This window comes from Bacillota bacterium (assembly GCA_040755295.1).
Taxonomy (GTDB): Bacteria; Bacillota; Desulfotomaculia; order Desulfotomaculales; family Ammonificaceae; genus SURF-55.
The window spans coordinates 61,933-76,757 of the sequence record JBFMBK010000007.1; the positions used below are offsets into that span (position 1 = coordinate 61,933).

Genomic DNA, 14,825 nt, shown 5'->3' on the forward strand with positions numbered 1-14,825 from the left:
CCGGCATCACCCTGTTCGTGATAATGTAGATAAAATGCCGGGTTGCCGAGCGGAGTCCTTCGAGCAATGCGCCGGAAAAACGACGTAACTACTATAAATGACAATAAACAAGAAATACAATAAAGGATGAAAACATGCAGGGGTTTTTTCTGGGACTGGCCAACGGGACAACCTGTCTTGCTTACTGTGCGCCGGTATTGGTCCCTTACCTTCTCGGGGAAGGAAAAAACGTCCGGCGGAATATCGTCGCAATGGGGCAGTTCCTGGGGGGCAGGCTTTGCGGTTACCTTTTCTTCGGCGTGCTCGCCTGGGCCACAAACCAGGCAATCCTTCGGGAGGCGGGTTTACGCGACTTGCTTTTTGGTCTGATGTATACGGTACTGGCTGCCCTGCTATTCGTCTACGGCTTTTCAAACCCGCCGTCGGCCTGCACGGGAGGCCTCGCCGGTCGTCTTGCTCCTTCGCTGTTGTCCCGGCGGCAGTACCTGCTGCCGGCAGCTCTCGGACTCCTAACCGGGCTTAACCTCTGCCCGCCTTTTTTACTGGCGTTTACGGGGGCGGCGGGCGCGGGAAGCCTTTATAAAAGTCTGATGTTCTTTTTCAGCTTTTTTTTGGGAACCTCGGTTGTTATACTACCGGCGGCGTTCCTCGGCGCCTTAACAAACTTAAAGCCAATACGCACCGTCGGCAGACTGTCGGCGGCATGCGTAGCCCTATACTATCTATACCTGGGGATTGTAATCATCGGAGGAGGGATCGGTGGTCGATGAGTGATGCTCCGGCAGAGGTTCAACCGCTCCTCCGGAAGGCCGGTCTTTTTAAAGACATATTATTGAACCTTCCCATGATGCTGTTGACGGCCATGATGCTGACCGGCGGGCAGGCGCCCGGGGATCTCCTGCACCGAACGACGCTGGCCGTAACCTTTATCTTCGTCAACCTGTTGTTCTTTTTAATGGTGCGAACCGGTAAGACCCATAAGTACCGTTCGTCTTTGTTTATCATCATCGCGGTTTGTTTCGTTATTTCTTTCGTTTCGAACTTGATCGAAGTGAGGGGGAGCATGGTCTTAACCGCGGAGGACATGTACAGCGGCGAAACCCCTTTCTGCCACCTGGTTATCCCGATGATAATCATTCCCGCAGCGTTGACGCGAACCATTATTTTCCCCGGTTCTATGCTTGAAGGTTTTGCCTCCATAGCCTCTATGATTGTTTTATGGACCGGTGCTTCCCTTGTGCTGGGCCGCGCCTGGTGCAGCTGGGTCTGTTTCTTCGGCGGGATGGACGAGGGGTTTTCCCGTTTGTGCCGCAGGCCTGTCATTAAGCGGATTGACCGCAAATGGACCTATTTGCCGTACGCGGTATTACTGGCGGTGGTCTTGACCTCGGCCCTCACCCTCAGTCCCACATACTGCGAGTGGCTCTGTCCCTTTAAGGCGGTCACTGAGTTTGTGGAGATCAACTCCTTCAAGGTCATGGTGCAGACCGTTATCTTCGTTTCTTTGTTCGTCGGGCTGGTTGTCGTTTTGCCGGCGTTGACCCGGCGCCGGATACAGTGCGGTCTGTTCTGTCCTTTTGCGGCCTTTCAGTCGCTGACCAACAAAATAAACGTCTTTGACGTCCGCATCGACCGGGATAAGTGCAACCTCTGCAAACGGTGCATAAACGCCTGCCCGACTTTTTCCCTCGATGAACAAAGCGTCCGAAACGGCCGTACGTGCCTGTCGTGTACAAAATGCGGCCAATGCGTGGATAACTGTCCCCAGCAGGCGGCTTCCTTCCACATCAAGGGCACGCCTGTCGCCGTCGGCGGGAAGGCGCGCATGCTGTTCCTCTACCCGGCCTTCCTTTTCGCCGTGATTATCGGTGGGGGAATGATTTCAGACGCGCTGGCGCGTATAATCAAGCTGATTTCAACCGGAAGCATGATTCATTAGCTGACAGGGGAAGGATGAGGAGATGCTCCGTCTAAAAAAAGTTTTGGGATACGCCGTGGCAACCCTGGCCGTTCCTCTGATAATGGCGACCTTTATTGGAATGGATACCTGGACTCACGGGCTGGTATCCGTTACGGGAATCACCGTTTCGCCTTGGTTTACCGGTGGCGAGGTGATCAGGACGATAGAGCATGGGAGGTACCGTACCACGCTGCACCGCCCGGTTTTCGACGGCTTGCTCGGAGAAAGAAAACAGGGGTTTGTACAGGTGGACTGGTCGCCGCCGGAGGCGCTGCCCGAGTATGTCTGCGAAGATGTCGATTACGACGGTGACGGCTTCAGGGATTTCTCCGTTAAAATCAATACCAGAACCTGCGCCGCCACTTTAATGCCCTGCGGTCCTACTGTGATATCCCTGGAGGGAAGCTACCGGCTCAAAGACGCGTTGGCGGTCAGGGTGCTGCTCAGGGGGCGGGAATGGCCGCGTGAGGCGCGCTAAGGCTCTTTAGTTTCACCCCAACGGTAGGTCGGCCGGTTTTTCAAACCCAAGAGATCAAGCAGGCGGCCCACGGTGAAGTCGACAAGGTCGCTGACGGTTTCCGGCCGGTGGTAGAAAGCGGGCACGGGCGGGGCGATTACCACGCCCATTCGCGCAAGCTTGAGCATATTTTCGAGGTGAATGGCGCTCAAAGGCGACTCCCGCGGCAGGAGAATGAGGCGGCGGCCTTCCTTCACGGTTACATCCGCGGCGCGCTGGATGAGGTTTTCGGCGTAACCGGCGGCGATACCGGCGAGGGTCTTCATGCTGCATGGCGCGACGACCATCCCGTCGTGCAGGAAAGAACCGCTGGCCACGGGTGCGATGAACTCGTCTTCAGTATACGTGTGGGTGGCGAGCGCGCGGATGTCCGCCGGGGAGTGCGAGGTTTCCAACGCGGTTATGACTTCGGCCTGGCGGCTGATAATAAGGCGGGTTTCTACCCGGCAATCGTTCAGCGCCTTCAAGAGCGTTATCCCATAGATAACCCCCGAGGCGCCGGTGATACCGACAACGACTCTCAAAGGTGACCTCCTGTCCTCACAACGTAACCATTCAGATCCCGAGTGGGCGCGGTAATAAGCGGCGCATGGCTGAACAGTTACCTAATAACAAGTTTTTCGGGCGAACTGTGGTTTGCTGACCGGCGCCCTTCGCTGCGTTTAATGGTTTCTCTAATGATTGTAGCCAAAACCGAGCCGATTTCCAAGGATTTTTACTGTAATGCCCTTTGAGTTTTTTCAAACGCCGCATTAGATTTAAGTATGGGGTTGGCGGGTCCTTGGCATATCGTCCGTCAATTGATAGAATTAAAATGCAGGCTTCCGGAAAATGATGCGGTTGAGTCCATGGAAGGAGAACGTTAAGGTCTATCATGCATTGGTGTGACAAATTGAGGGTGTACCTGGACGAGTACCAGGAGTTCGAGCCTACTTCGATAGCGCCGCCGCGTTACTTTACTCCTTATAAGCATGTCTATCCCAGGTGGGATTTGGCGATAAAGGCAAGACTTCCGGAATTAGGTGATGTGGTCCTGGCAGTGATGCGGGACCAGCCTCCGGGAATGGGCTCGCTGGCCGTTCAGGATGACAGTTGGTTCCTTCTGAAAGGCAGGACGATCGTTTCCCTGGATTTATGCGACCTGACCGAGGTTTCGCCGCAGACCGTTCTTTGGACGGGGCTTGCGGCATGGAAGAAACACCGGATAAAAGACATCTCTGATTTGCTCGACCAATTTTCACGGTAACTCGTTCTCCGATGTCACCCTTCAACATCTTGCGTTGTTTCCCCTTTTACTTTCCCTCCGGGGACCGTTAATCGCGCAACGCTGTATCTCCAACAATGCTTTTAGGGCGAATGCAGGTTCTTCCGCCCATTCCTGACGTTAAAACGGTACGGTTCCATTCATGCAAGTAAAATGCGAACCCCCCCGGCAGATGTTGCGTCATATATAGTATTGATGCGTCCTTATGGGATATTGGCCCAGCGGCGGGAGGCTTCGCTCACCCGGTCCAGACGCCGTATCGTGCCTTGTAGCGTAACACGCACCTTATAACTGAGCCCTACGAAAGGACGCTTATTTGCTGTACTTCAGTTTTTTATAAACGTTGAACGTTCAACCGACCCCACCCAGCACTTAGAGCAGCTTTTAAGCTTCGGTGCGAAGACCTTCATCAGCCTAAAGGAAGTGATGGCTTTTCGAAGCGTAAAGATAATACTGAGTGCCGGGCTGTCGGTATACGGTTTAATGTCCTGGTAAGGATCCTGGAAGAGATACGGGCGGCGGCGGGACATAAACCGGTAATCGTTCACTCATGGAACCGATGTGCGAAGCAGAAAAAGACGGTAGAGGGGCAACCTGACAGCCAGCATTTATACGGCACAGCGGCGGATGTTTCCATCGACGGGGTACCGCCGGCGCAGCTCGCAAAACTTGCAGCAAACTGCGGTGCGGACGGCATCGGCACGTACCCGAAACGGGGGTTTGTACACGTTGATGTGCGAGGTTATCGGGCAAGGTGGGAGGGCTGATTAAAGACAAGAGATATTTATGAGGGACCTTGTAGAACCGGTGTCTGTAAACATATGCCATAAAAAATATTTTTCGGCAAATGTCGCAACACGGGTAAATACTGACCCATGTCCGGTGCAACCGTTACCGGGACTAGCCAGTCCCGGTTTTTGTTATAGTATAGCGATTAGTCAGCCATAATCCTAAGGCGGGTGCCGTTTCCCGGCACACCTTTGGAACAACCGGTTCAATACTTAAAGGATGGTCGAGAATTAATGTTTTAAAAACCTGGTTTGAGGTTGGAATGTGATGACTGATAATGTCAAAAACCACATGCTCATACGGGAATTTGTATTCAAAAAAAAGAAGGGGTAAAAATTGAATTGTCTAATTTCGGGAATGAATGGTTTATTTTTAGTTCGATAAAGGCCCGGTGTGAAAGAAATGGTCGACTATTATAAAGACCTAGCGGACAATATCTGGAGTAAAATGGTGAACCTTATTGGGGTTCATACCGTAATGGTTTTGGTCCAGAGGGCGGTATGGATTACAGGCCAGAATTACGACGAAGCCAAGTCCATTCAATTCAACAAGGAGGGTATTACCTTTCAATTCGAAGGGGTTGAACGCGGACGCGCCAAAGCTGTATTTGAGGAGTTTATTGCGTCGCTTGTTGAAATTCTGACCAGGCTTGTCGGCAGGGATATCGTTCAAAGAATCATCGAAATAGATGACACGATAAAAAGCAGGGGAATCCAATGAAGCGTTTAAGAACCGGGATACACGGCCTGGATAGGATTTTGTCGAGTGGAATCCCCGAATACTCATCGGTATTTATCGCCGGGGCGCCGGGTACGGGAAAGACCATTTTGACACAAAACATCCTGCACAACCTGGCTAAAGAGGCGAAGGTCCTGTACATCTCCACATTGTCGGAGCCGCAGATAAAGGTTATCCGCTACCAGCAAGAGTTAACGTTCTTCGATCCCGATGCGTTTATGAAGCGCGTTATTTACCATGATATCGGCGGTATTATAAGGCAGGATGGCGCAAGGCGGGGGTTGGAGGAAATAGAAAGGCTGGTGAGGGAACACCGGCCTATAGCCGTCGCCGTTGACAGCATAAAGGCGATCGTCGATCTTATCGGTTCAAACCTCGAGTTCCGGGAATTCATTTCTGACCTGACGGTAAGACTTGCCGCCTGGGAGTGCACCGCTCTTTTTGTCGGGGAGTACTCGGAAGATGAGCTTGCCTCACGTCCAGAGACCGCTATCGCCGACGGTATCTTCTTTATTTACGGGATGGAAGAAAAGAAACACCAGAAGCGTTACCTGAGGGTGCTGAAGATGCGGGGGGCTGACTACGCGTCCGGGGAACACCTTTTGAAAATAACAAAAGACGGTGTAAAAATCTATCCGCGGCTCAACCCCGTCGTTGCCGACCAGAGTTATCTTGCTTTCGGCAATCGTCAGGCCACCGGGGTTTCCGGCCTCGACCGGATGCTGGGGGGCGGTATTCCCGCCGGTGCGACGACACTTATCGCGGGGAGCACAGGTACGGGGAAGACGCTGCTGGGTTTGAGTTGGCTTATACAGGGCGCAAGAGAAAACGAATCAGGGATGATCGCAAGCTTTGAAGAGAACCCGCTTAACTTAAAATGGTGCACCCGCACATTCGGCTGGGAGCTTGATTCTCTCGAAAAACAGAATCTCATTCGTTTCTTTCATTTTTCCCGATCGAATTGGACGTTGACGAGCACGTTTGTATCCTGAAGGAAATGGCGCGGGAAAGGAACGTGAAGCGGATAGTCGTCGACAGCATCTCTGCTTTTGAAACAGGGATGCCGGACAAACAAAAGTACACGGACTTTATCTGGGGCATGGCGGATTTTTTTAAGACACAGGGCATTTCGCTTTTGCTCACGCAAGAAAGTTGTAATCTGTTCGGTACGCCTAAGATATCGGATCACGGTATCTCCTACATCGCGGACAACATCCTGTTAATCCAGTATATAAGAAAGGAATTTGAACTTCACCGGTTCATTAACGTCCTGAAGATGCGCGGAAGCGGGCATGACAATCGTATGAAGGAATTGATAATCGGCGATAAAGGGCCGGTGGTACTCGACAGGCCGGGGTGGAACAACGGTTCCGATGCGTCCGGTTGCGCAAGCGCCGACGTTCAATAACAGGAATTAGACAATGACCGATTGGATCCTATCGCCCAAGTGGCGTGAATTTCAAGAGTCAATCGCGTGGACGTCCGGATTGACCATCGGGGTGATCGGCCGGAAGGGGGAGTTGGAAACCCTCTATAACCGGTTGCCGCCGTTTTCCGGCTTTGAGGATGATCCGGCGCTCGCCGCCGTTTACAAAGAATTTTTTCGGAATGTGCCACGGCTTTTACACGGGTCAAAGGGGAAAATATTCATACATGATCCGTTGAAACTCCCAAGCGCGTTTATTCCTCTGGGCAACGGTTCCTTTCTTTTCCTCAACGGTGGTTTCCACGAATCATATCAAGATCTTCGGTCTGCACCTGATGCACAGGACTCGGACGGTCTTTTCACTGAGAACGGCCGCCGGGATCGTATTTCAGCCGTCAAAATGAACGACTTAAAGAACAAAACAAAACGTATAGAGGCGGTATACGAGCGGATAGGCCGTTCTGCAATTGAAACCACGGAATTCGGACAGCAAATGGTACTCCTTTCAGCGATAGAGGAGATTAACAAGCTTATGGTGAGCCTTTTTTCCCCGGACAGGTTTGACCTGCAGCGCGTTCAGGATCTGGCGGTGAATTCGCTTGTAATCCTGCTGGATGCCGAGGGAGCATGTGTTTTTACCAACTACGGCAACGGTCAAATAACCACCGCATCCAAAGGACTGCACAAAGAACTCTTGGACGGGCTGAAAAAGGAATGGGCGGATACCGTTAGCCGTAGCGGGGAATCGGCGGGAGTCGTCCGGTGGCTCAGCGGGGGGAGGAATATTGATTCAAGATTCAGGATTGAAGCGGAATTCATGCGAAACAAGGGTTCCACAATTTTTCTGGGGGTTATTAATTCCGGGAATAAGTACGTGCGTATGGTTATTGAGGCTTTGGCCAGACAGGTTACCATCGCCGTCGAGGTGGCCGTGCTTTACGCCATTATCCGGCAGCAGATGGGAACGGTTATAAACTCGGTGCGTCACGGAATAGTTTTGATAAACTCCGAAGGTGAAGTAATCATGTTCAACCGCGCTGCTTCGGATACCCTGACGGTTTTGGGGATAAGCCTTGATTTCGGCTGTTCGATATTCGGGCTGGGGCTGAACCGGGGGATGGAAACCGCCATAAGAAAAGCGGTATCCACCGGCGACGCCTTTCTTCAGAAAAAGGGTGATTTCAGGAACGGGAAGGGCATGCTTCATTTGAAATGGGATGTCACCCCTCTTTTGGACGATAACGGCGCTATCACCGGCGCAATTCTGATTTTTGAGGATGTAACCGAGGCGGTAACCCTGCGGCGAAGGATGGAGGACTGCGAGCGTCTTATCACTGCAGGGGAGGTAGCCGCGGGCCTGGCCCACGAAATCCGCAATCCCCTAGCGGCGGCGGCGGGCGCCATACAGCTTTGCGAGATGATATCCGACCCGGCCAAGCAGCAGGAGGTACTAAGGAAACTGCGCGGCGAGTTGGACCGGATGAGCAAAGTGCTCACGGACTTCCTGCGTTTCGCCAAGCCCGGGGGAAAAGTGGACATCCAGCCGATAAACCTGGTCGCCCTGGTGAACGACCTGGAGTTCCTCATACGCAGCGAGGCTCTGCAGTATGAGGTTGCGTTAATCTTTAGTGAGGCTCCGGAGGTGTTTCCTATAGTGAGGGGCGATGAGAATAATCTCAAACAGGTATTTATTAATATTGCGAAGAACGCGATTGAAGCCATGCCGGAAGGCGGCCTGCTTAAAATCTCGTGGCTGCGCAATGACAACCGTGCGGGGGTACAGTTTGAGGATAACGGTCCGGGAATTCCCAGGGAAAACCTGCCGATGATCTTCCGGCCTTTTTATACCACCAAGCTCGGGGGCACCGGATTGGGGTTGTCGATATCCTCAGCTCTCATCAAGGATATGGGAGGGGAAATGAACCTGAAAAGCGTTCCGGGAAAGGGAACGACCATACAGGTGATGCTTCCGACCTGCACGGAATTAATAGGAGATGATTACAAACACTAAAATCCACGCATTTTTTACGGAGGGAGATGGAGATTCAAATGAGCAAGGTTGACGTGGTTGTTGTTGATGATGATAAAAGCGTACGCTGGTTATTGGAGGAAATGCTTTCTTTCGGTGAGATCAGTCATCGTGTTGCTGCCTCCGGTCCCGAGGGAATTCGTCTTATTCAGGAACACAAGCCGCGGCTCGCCATCGTCGACGTACGGTTGGGGTCAATGAACGGCCTCGATGTGGCTAGGCGGACCACCAACGGCGGCACCAAGGTCATTTTTATGACCGGTTATGGAGACGTCATCAAGGATAAGGTTGAAGATGATTTACCAGTGATCAGTATTATAGAGAAACCCTTCGATATTCAGGGTTTGCTGAGAATTGTCCGAAACGTTCTTGACGAAACAGCTTAACCCCTTCAGGGGGTATGTTACCAAGAGGTTACAGGCCCTATGGCCGGAGATGAAGTGCATAAACGCACGGGCACGGTTGTCGGGATACGAGCTGTGTTCGGTCTTCACCGGCTTGCTTCTTTGTCTATGGCATCGACAAGAGGCGACAGTTCCGTCAAGCGGTTTTCGGCCAAAAGAGCCTGCATGATCTGAATATGGTTGATAAAATCATGGCGTTGTTTCCTTACTGTGTCAATTTGTTTCCGCATTTCCGCGGCGGGCGCCTCCTGGGCGATTACCGCCGCTTCTCGTTCGGACAACTGAAGAATCCGCCAGATGATAAACGGCGGGAACAGCAATGCCGCTATCAACACGATAAAGGTGACGGTTTCGGTCGCTCGGTTGGCTTCGTCAAAACTTGAGCTGAAAAAAAATTCATTAATAACGGCGCCTAAGAGAATTACTTGGATCACCAGAGGCAATACGGTTTTTACACGGAACCCTAAATTTGCTTGTATCCATAAAAATCCGCCATTTTCTCCGGTAGCTGATATAGGCAAGAATCGCGGTAGGAATATCTATTGAAGGAGGGAAAAGAATTCTTTTAATGGGTGAAGCGAGGTAGTCAGCGGTAGAAACGCCGAGGACATAGTGCCAGGCAAAGGAACCTCCTACCTGGGTTATCATAGTAATAAATTCAAATAGGAAAACGACCAGGAAGACTTTAGGAAGGCGAAATAAAAACTTAATCATTAAGATATCAAGCATAATCGCTATAGCAACTCGTAATGATTGAGGACTGTAGAAAGCAACGGTACCGCAAACTCCGGAGATTACGGCAAAAGCCAATATCTATATCTGCTTTCATACACGTTATGCCTGGTGAGAACAAGGGCAAAGGGTAAACACACCAGAGGACTCAGAACTGATGTATAAAAAATTAATCCAAAATCAAGCATTGAAGGCGTGTTCACCATATGATTCCTTTACCTATCATGAAAATCACCCAACCTCTTTAATGTCCTTCCTTAATATCCCAAGTATGATGTATATTCAGAATAAAAAAGTATCTTACCTAAAAAATCTGAATGATTAATTTTTCTTTTTAATATTAAAGTACTGGGAAAATACTAGAGCGAGATTTAAAAGCTCTATTTAAGTTCATTGTACTTTGGTGTATTATTTTATACAACAGTGTTTATGTTTTCCAAGGAGGTCATTATGTCCGACAGAGCTTTTAAGGTTGTGGTCGCGGATGATGATGAACCGACCCGCAGTCTTTTAAAGACCATGCTGGAGACCTTTGAGAGGGTAACGGTTGTCGGTATGGCCGACAGCGGCAGGGGTTTGCTCAAGCTGGTGGAAGATACAGCCCCGGAAGTGATTTTTGTAGACGTTCAAATGCCTGATCTTGACGGGTTGAGTGCGGTCTTTCGTCTTCAAAAAGAACACCCGGATGTTTTTGCTGTTTTCATAAGCGCTCACGCTCACTATGCCGCCGAGGCGTTTGACCTTGATGCCGTGGATTACGTGGTGAAGCCGCTGAACCGGGACCGAGTCGGGCGGGCACTGGCAAAAGCGAGACGATTCGTTGAGTTGCGATCTATAGTCGCCGCTGCAGATTTCACGTTGAACGGTCCGGACAATACAAAAAGACTTGTGCTGAAGTGCGGTCATGGCGCAACCGTGGTAAAAACGGATGATATATTTTTCATTGAAAAAATGGGGAAAAGGTGCATCATCCACACGGACGGCAGCCGGTACGATACTGTGGACAGGCTTTCTTCTATAGAACGACAGCTTGATGCAAGGTTCTTCCGCTGCCATAAAAGTTTTATCATTAACATCAACCGGGTGGAGAGGGTTATTCCTTACGCGGACCGGGCATACGAGATCTCATTCCGCGGTTATCCTTATAAGGTCACGATGCGCCGTGACCGGTTTGAGGATTTCTGCCGGTTAGTCAAGAACGAAAAGAACGCGTAACAGGTGCCGTCACGAATTCGTGAAGGGGTCAGGTGGCAGTTATGTATTGGCGAATATCAGGCCGGAATGCGGTCTTTATTGTGGCTTTTTCCCAGTTGGTGCTGCTGTTTGTGGCTTATTACGTGCATTTCCAGGGAAAAGTCGTTTTCTCCCCAGGCCGGCTGGTTGTCCCGGTTGCCTTCGCGGCAAGCATACTGCTCGGTTTATACATCGCCAAGAGAATGGTTAACCTTTATGAAAAAGATGCTCTACTATCCACCAGAGCCGCTATGGCCGAGAGCTTCACCAGCCTGGCCCAATCGACGTATGCTCAGAACCGGGAGTTTACACGGCACATAGAGAGGATTTCATCCCTCTGCAGGGAAAACAGAGTTCAGGACCTGTCCGATTACCTCGCAGAAATGTCGGGGAACATCTCCGTGCTTAACAGCGTGTTGAAGGTGGACAATCCGATAATCGGCGCCCTTTTAAAAGCAAAAGCGACCGAGGCCGATATCAGGCGCATCAAGCTTGAGATCGATGTTTCAACCTCGCTTGATCATTTAGGGATAAGGGCTCTTGCGGTAGCGCGAATCATCGGCAACCTTATCGACAACGCATTTGATGCGGTTTCCGGTTTACAGGCGAACAGAAGGGTTGATGTGAGGCTCTACCGGGAAGGACCCCTGCTGCAGATTATGATCAGCAACCAGGGCCCGGCGATAAGTGCGGACGCCGCAAACCTTATTTTCAACCCCGGTCACACCACAAAGGGAGAAGGCCACAGCGGCCTCGGACTGCATATAGTAAAGACCCTTACAGAAGAACTGCTCGGCAAAGTCGATGTTATTTCGGACGAAGCAAAGGGGACGTGTTTTACAGTGACCCTGCCGGCGTAGTTTAGAGGTCGGGTGAGATGTGAGAGGTGAGATGTGAGAGGAAACCAAGAATAACCGCGGCATGTATTATATAACCTTACCGGGTTGAAAAACCAAATCCGTTCCACAAGGAAGTTTATTATTTTCCCCGTTGATGCTTTACGCTTCTACGCAGTATAATGCGGTTGGAGAAAGGCTGCGGCATAGACGACGAATCGCTGCCGATTGGCTTTCCAGCCGTCGTCTTCATAGATGCTCCTGCCGTTAAACCGCTGGAGTAATTACTGTATGTTTTTGTTTTAGGAGGAAAATAGCGCATGAGCATCAGGCATAAAATCCTAGCCGGTTATCTCAGCGTGTTTTTGATATTTGTGGTTCTGGGTTTCATGGCGCTGTCAAGCATGCACCGGATGCAACGTTCCTATGACGACCTTATTGTTCACCGGGCCGGTACGGTAAGCAAAACAAAGAATCTTTTACTGGCGGTTGAATATGAGGCTTTGATGCTGCGAACATACCTCCTGACCGGCAGTCGGGAGTATCAAACCGAATTCCGGCGGCAGGCAGACCAGGTGGACCGGCGGCTTGAAGAACTCGAGAAGGATCTGCGAACAAGCGATGAAAAAGCGCTTTTTAAGAATTTAAAACAAACGGTAGACGGTTTCACCGAGGTATACGCGCAGAGCATCGTTGCGGTGCGCGAGCGTCGGGACCTTACGGACCAGGAAAAGCTGACCGAGGTGGTTCGTCTTACGACGGCCCAGCGGGGTACGGTTCGCGGCGTAATCGCCCAGGGGCAGGCGTTCATCGACTACCAGCAGCAATTAATGGACGAGAAGGCGAAGAACAACGCCAGGCTGGTGAACAGAATTACCACCGTCGCCACCGTGCTCGGGCTCTTTTGTCTTCTCCTCGGAATCGCTGCGGCTCTTTATATTTCGAGGATGATCGCCGACCCTGTCCGGCGCATTGAAGAGCAGGTGAAGCGTATTGCGGCGGGCGACCTGACGCCGCAGGAACTTGAGGTCGCTTCCAGGGACGAGATAGGGCGTTTAGCTCGATCATTCGGGGTTATGCTGATGAACCTGCGGCGTCTCACCGGAAGGCTTCAAGCCACAACGGAAGAGATGGGCAATTTTGCCGCCGATTTGCGGGAAAAGGCTCAGGAAGCAGCGGCAGCGTCCAGCCACACCACAGCCGTTCTCAACCGGGCTCTTTCCGCTATAGAGGATGTATGCAGCCGAGCGCAGAAACTGTCCGGGGTTTCAGAGCGCACCACGGAACAGTCCGAATACATCCAGGAAACGGCGACCCGCGTTTTAAACCAGATGGAATCGACGGTCCGAATCGCCGCCAGGGCCAGCAAGGGGGTTCGGGACCTCAGCGCGGCGCTGACGGATGTAAAGCAGATTATCGAGTTCATCTCGCAGTTTGCCGATCAGGCTGACCTCCTGGCCCGGAAGGCGACAGACGAACTCACGGTGGAAGGAAACAGCGGTCAGACGCAAGGAGTCTTCGTGGATATGGCGCATGAAATCCGGACGCGCGCGCAGGAAGCCGCCCGCACCACCCTTGATGTCGCAGGCCTGATCACGGCGGTACAGGAACATACGCGCGAGGTTATTTCCTCGGTTGACGAGGACTGCCGCCTGGTGGGCGAAGGGCGCAGCGCTACAAGGAAAGCGACGGAGGCCTTAAGCGGGCTCGTGAAGGAAGTGCGGGAGGTCACCGCGCAAATAAAGGAGACAGCGGAATCCAGCCGTGACTTCAGCGCCGCGCTTGAAGGTGTAACATCCGCTTCGAAGGCGCAGACGGCGCTGGTGGAAGGGGTCGCAAAGGCCTGCAGCATGCTGGACGACCTGGTCGTCGAACTGCAAGAGGCGCTGGCTGCGTTGAAGCTTTAGACACTTGTTTCTATAAATAAATAGGACCACAGGCTCATAATAAGACCCCTTTCCCGTTCTACTCTTATGGGCGGGAACCTATTGTTGTTCTGCTTTCCGCTTTACCTCACCCTGATTACAGGTCTTACCTCAGAGAACAGCATCGCCTTTCCATATTTGATTCAGTTCTGCTGCGGGATTTGTGTTCCGGTAGAAATTACCTTTAAAGACGTCACGTCAATTATCCGAATATTTATAAAGGACTATGTACCGGCGGAATTAGGCTTGTACCCTCCTTTTACACAATTATTAAAAAACAAGGCTGTAGTCCTGGAAGAAATGAGACCATAGTCCCATGTGTGGGGTGAACGCGGCTGGTATAATAATGTCGAAAAATAACGAAAGGAGGCGTTCTTAATGAAGAAAGTAATTGCCATATTCAGCGTCCTGCTCCTTGTCTTAGGTATACCGGCAACAGCCCTTGCGGCTACGGATACAACCAATGTTACGGGAGACATCGCAGAAACGATTTCCATCAGCACGCCGGCAACGATCGCTCTGGGCGCCCTGACGGTAGCAGCGAACAACACGAGCGCCGACCAGACGCTTACCGTTTACGCCAACAACTCGAGCAAGACGGTGTCTCTCACGGTGTGTGACAACAATCAGGTTGCCGACATCGGGAAAATGGCGTCAGGGGCAAATATTCTGACTGACCCGCTTAACGTAAAAGGCGGGGACGTGGCCGCTTACACCGCCCTGCCCGAAGTCGCAGCCAGTACGATCACCTTGGAGAATGCGGGTGCGGTAAACGGCGCCACGGGACAGTACCAGGTTACTGATTTCAGCGTGAGGCAGTACGTGTACTGGAGCGATGAGCAGGCTGCCGGTTACGCCATCACCCTGCTCTTTACAACCGGTTACACCACTTAACGGTTTGGGGGCGGTTATCGCCCTTCAGGATACCGGGCGTGAGGGCTTGAAGACTTAACGGTGCCGGGATGCGCAGAA

15 protein-coding genes and 1 pseudogene are annotated in these 14,825 nt (G+C 51.6%); 14 read left to right on the plus strand and 2 right to left on the minus strand.

The annotated features are described in order from the left end of the window. The first annotated feature begins 134 nt into the window (after positions 1-134). Genes AB1500_06925 through AB1500_06935 form a run of 3 tightly spaced genes read left to right on the plus strand, consistent with a single transcriptional unit; the run spans position 135 to position 2,438 of the window. On the plus strand, positions 135-770 hold the full coding sequence (locus AB1500_06925; protein ID MEW6182896.1) for a sulfite exporter TauE/SafE family protein: 636 nt from the start codon (positions 135-137) through the stop codon (positions 768-770). Then, positions 767-1,939 (plus strand): 4Fe-4S binding protein, encoded by a 1,173-nt coding sequence (locus AB1500_06930; protein MEW6182897.1) that lies wholly within the window; start codon positions 767-769, stop codon positions 1,937-1,939. The genes AB1500_06925 and AB1500_06930 overlap by 4 nt, the downstream gene beginning before the upstream one ends. Positions 1,940-1,961: 22 nt before the next feature. Continuing rightward, entirely contained in the window at positions 1,962-2,438 is a 477-nt protein-coding gene (locus AB1500_06935; GenBank protein ID MEW6182898.1) for a hypothetical protein, read from the plus strand. Here the strand turns inward: AB1500_06935 and AB1500_06940 are convergent. Continuing rightward, the gene (locus AB1500_06940) at positions 2,435-3,001 is read right to left on the minus strand and encodes a UbiX family flavin prenyltransferase (protein ID MEW6182899.1); all 567 of its coding nucleotides are present in this window, start codon (positions 2,999-3,001) and stop codon (positions 2,435-2,437) included. The two genes, AB1500_06935 and AB1500_06940, sit on opposite strands and share 4 nt — an antisense overlap. Positions 3,002-3,369: 368 nt before the next feature. Here AB1500_06940 and AB1500_06945 point away from each other — a divergent pair, with 368 nt between their 5' ends. The 7 genes and pseudogenes from AB1500_06945 to AB1500_06975 all read left to right on the plus strand — a co-directional run bounded on the left by AB1500_06945 (position 3,370) and on the right by AB1500_06975 (position 9,109). Beyond that, positions 3,370-3,723, plus strand: coding sequence for a hypothetical protein (locus AB1500_06945; protein MEW6182900.1), 354 nt, complete (start codon positions 3,370-3,372; stop codon positions 3,721-3,723). A 479-nt stretch (positions 3,724-4,202) separates the two neighbouring features. Next, positions 4,203-4,508, plus strand: a pseudogene (locus tag AB1500_06950) (D-Ala-D-Ala carboxypeptidase family metallohydrolase). Between the two features lie 424 nt (positions 4,509-4,932). Continuing rightward, complete coding sequence (locus AB1500_06955; GenBank protein MEW6182901.1) at positions 4,933-5,250, plus strand: hypothetical protein; 318 nt, start codon at positions 4,933-4,935, stop codon at positions 5,248-5,250. Further along, a complete protein-coding gene (locus AB1500_06960; GenBank protein ID MEW6182902.1) occupies positions 5,247-6,260 on the plus strand; it encodes an ATPase domain-containing protein in 1,014 nt (337 codons plus the stop codon). The genes AB1500_06955 and AB1500_06960 overlap by 4 nt, the downstream gene beginning before the upstream one ends. 5 nt (positions 6,261-6,265) lie before the next feature. Beyond that, entirely contained in the window at positions 6,266-6,676 is a 411-nt protein-coding gene (locus AB1500_06965; protein ID MEW6182903.1) for an ATPase domain-containing protein, read from the plus strand. 13 nt (positions 6,677-6,689) lie between these two features. Continuing rightward, positions 6,690-8,705 carry an ATP-binding protein gene (locus AB1500_06970; GenBank protein MEW6182904.1) on the plus strand — a complete coding sequence of 672 codons (2,016 nt, stop codon included), beginning with the start codon at positions 6,690-6,692 and terminating at the stop codon, positions 8,703-8,705. A 38-nt stretch (positions 8,706-8,743) separates the two neighbouring features. Beyond that, positions 8,744-9,109, plus strand: coding sequence for a response regulator (locus AB1500_06975; protein ID MEW6182905.1), 366 nt, complete (start codon positions 8,744-8,746; stop codon positions 9,107-9,109). A 104-nt stretch (positions 9,110-9,213) separates the two neighbouring features. On the opposite strand, the gene AB1500_06980 is transcribed toward AB1500_06975, so the two are convergent. Continuing rightward, positions 9,214-9,561, minus strand: a complete 348-nt coding sequence (locus AB1500_06980; protein ID MEW6182906.1) for a Spo0B domain-containing protein — start codon at positions 9,559-9,561, stop codon at positions 9,214-9,216. Positions 9,562-10,309: 748 nt separating this feature from the next. On the opposite strand from AB1500_06980, the gene AB1500_06985 reads away from it, so the two are divergent. The 4 genes from AB1500_06985 to AB1500_07000 all read left to right on the plus strand — a co-directional run bounded on the left by AB1500_06985 (position 10,310) and on the right by AB1500_07000 (position 14,747). Continuing rightward, positions 10,310-11,074: a LytTR family DNA-binding domain-containing protein gene (locus AB1500_06985; protein MEW6182907.1), complete on the plus strand. Its 765-nt coding sequence runs from the start codon at positions 10,310-10,312 to the stop codon at positions 11,072-11,074. Between the two features lie 41 nt (positions 11,075-11,115). Further along, positions 11,116-11,952, plus strand: a complete 837-nt coding sequence (locus tag AB1500_06990) for an ATP-binding protein (protein MEW6182908.1) — start codon at positions 11,116-11,118, stop codon at positions 11,950-11,952. 296 nt (positions 11,953-12,248) lie between these two features. Further along, complete coding sequence (locus AB1500_06995; protein MEW6182909.1) at positions 12,249-13,835, plus strand: methyl-accepting chemotaxis protein; 1,587 nt, start codon at positions 12,249-12,251, stop codon at positions 13,833-13,835. Between the two features lie 396 nt (positions 13,836-14,231). Beyond that, complete coding sequence (locus AB1500_07000; protein ID MEW6182910.1) at positions 14,232-14,747, plus strand: hypothetical protein; 516 nt, start codon at positions 14,232-14,234, stop codon at positions 14,745-14,747. Positions 14,748-14,825 lie beyond the last annotated feature (78 nt).

Bases quoted from the DNA above. Each gene is read 5' to 3' on its own strand.
- AB1500_06925 (MEW6182896.1), top strand. From the start codon at position 135: ATGCAGGGGTTTTTTCTGGGACTGGCCAACGGGACAACCTGTCTTGCT.
- AB1500_06930 (MEW6182897.1), top strand. From the start codon at position 767: ATGAGTGATGCTCCGGCAGAGGTTCAACCGCTCCTCCGGAAGGCCGGT.
- AB1500_06935 (MEW6182898.1), top strand. From the start codon at position 1,962: ATGCTCCGTCTAAAAAAAGTTTTGGGATACGCCGTGGCAACCCTGGCC.
- AB1500_06955 (MEW6182901.1), top strand. From the start codon at position 4,933: ATGGTCGACTATTATAAAGACCTAGCGGACAATATCTGGAGTAAAATG.
- AB1500_06960 (MEW6182902.1), top strand. From the start codon at position 5,247: ATGAAGCGTTTAAGAACCGGGATACACGGCCTGGATAGGATTTTGTCG.
- AB1500_06965 (MEW6182903.1), top strand. From the start codon at position 6,266: ATGGCGCGGGAAAGGAACGTGAAGCGGATAGTCGTCGACAGCATCTCT.
- AB1500_06970 (MEW6182904.1), top strand. From the start codon at position 6,690: ATGACCGATTGGATCCTATCGCCCAAGTGGCGTGAATTTCAAGAGTCA.
- AB1500_06975 (MEW6182905.1), top strand. From the start codon at position 8,744: ATGAGCAAGGTTGACGTGGTTGTTGTTGATGATGATAAAAGCGTACGC.
- AB1500_06985 (MEW6182907.1), top strand. From the start codon at position 10,310: ATGTCCGACAGAGCTTTTAAGGTTGTGGTCGCGGATGATGATGAACCG.
- AB1500_06990 (MEW6182908.1), top strand. From the start codon at position 11,116: ATGTATTGGCGAATATCAGGCCGGAATGCGGTCTTTATTGTGGCTTTT.
- AB1500_06995 (MEW6182909.1), top strand. From the start codon at position 12,249: ATGAGCATCAGGCATAAAATCCTAGCCGGTTATCTCAGCGTGTTTTTG.
- AB1500_07000 (MEW6182910.1), top strand. From the start codon at position 14,232: ATGAAGAAAGTAATTGCCATATTCAGCGTCCTGCTCCTTGTCTTAGGT.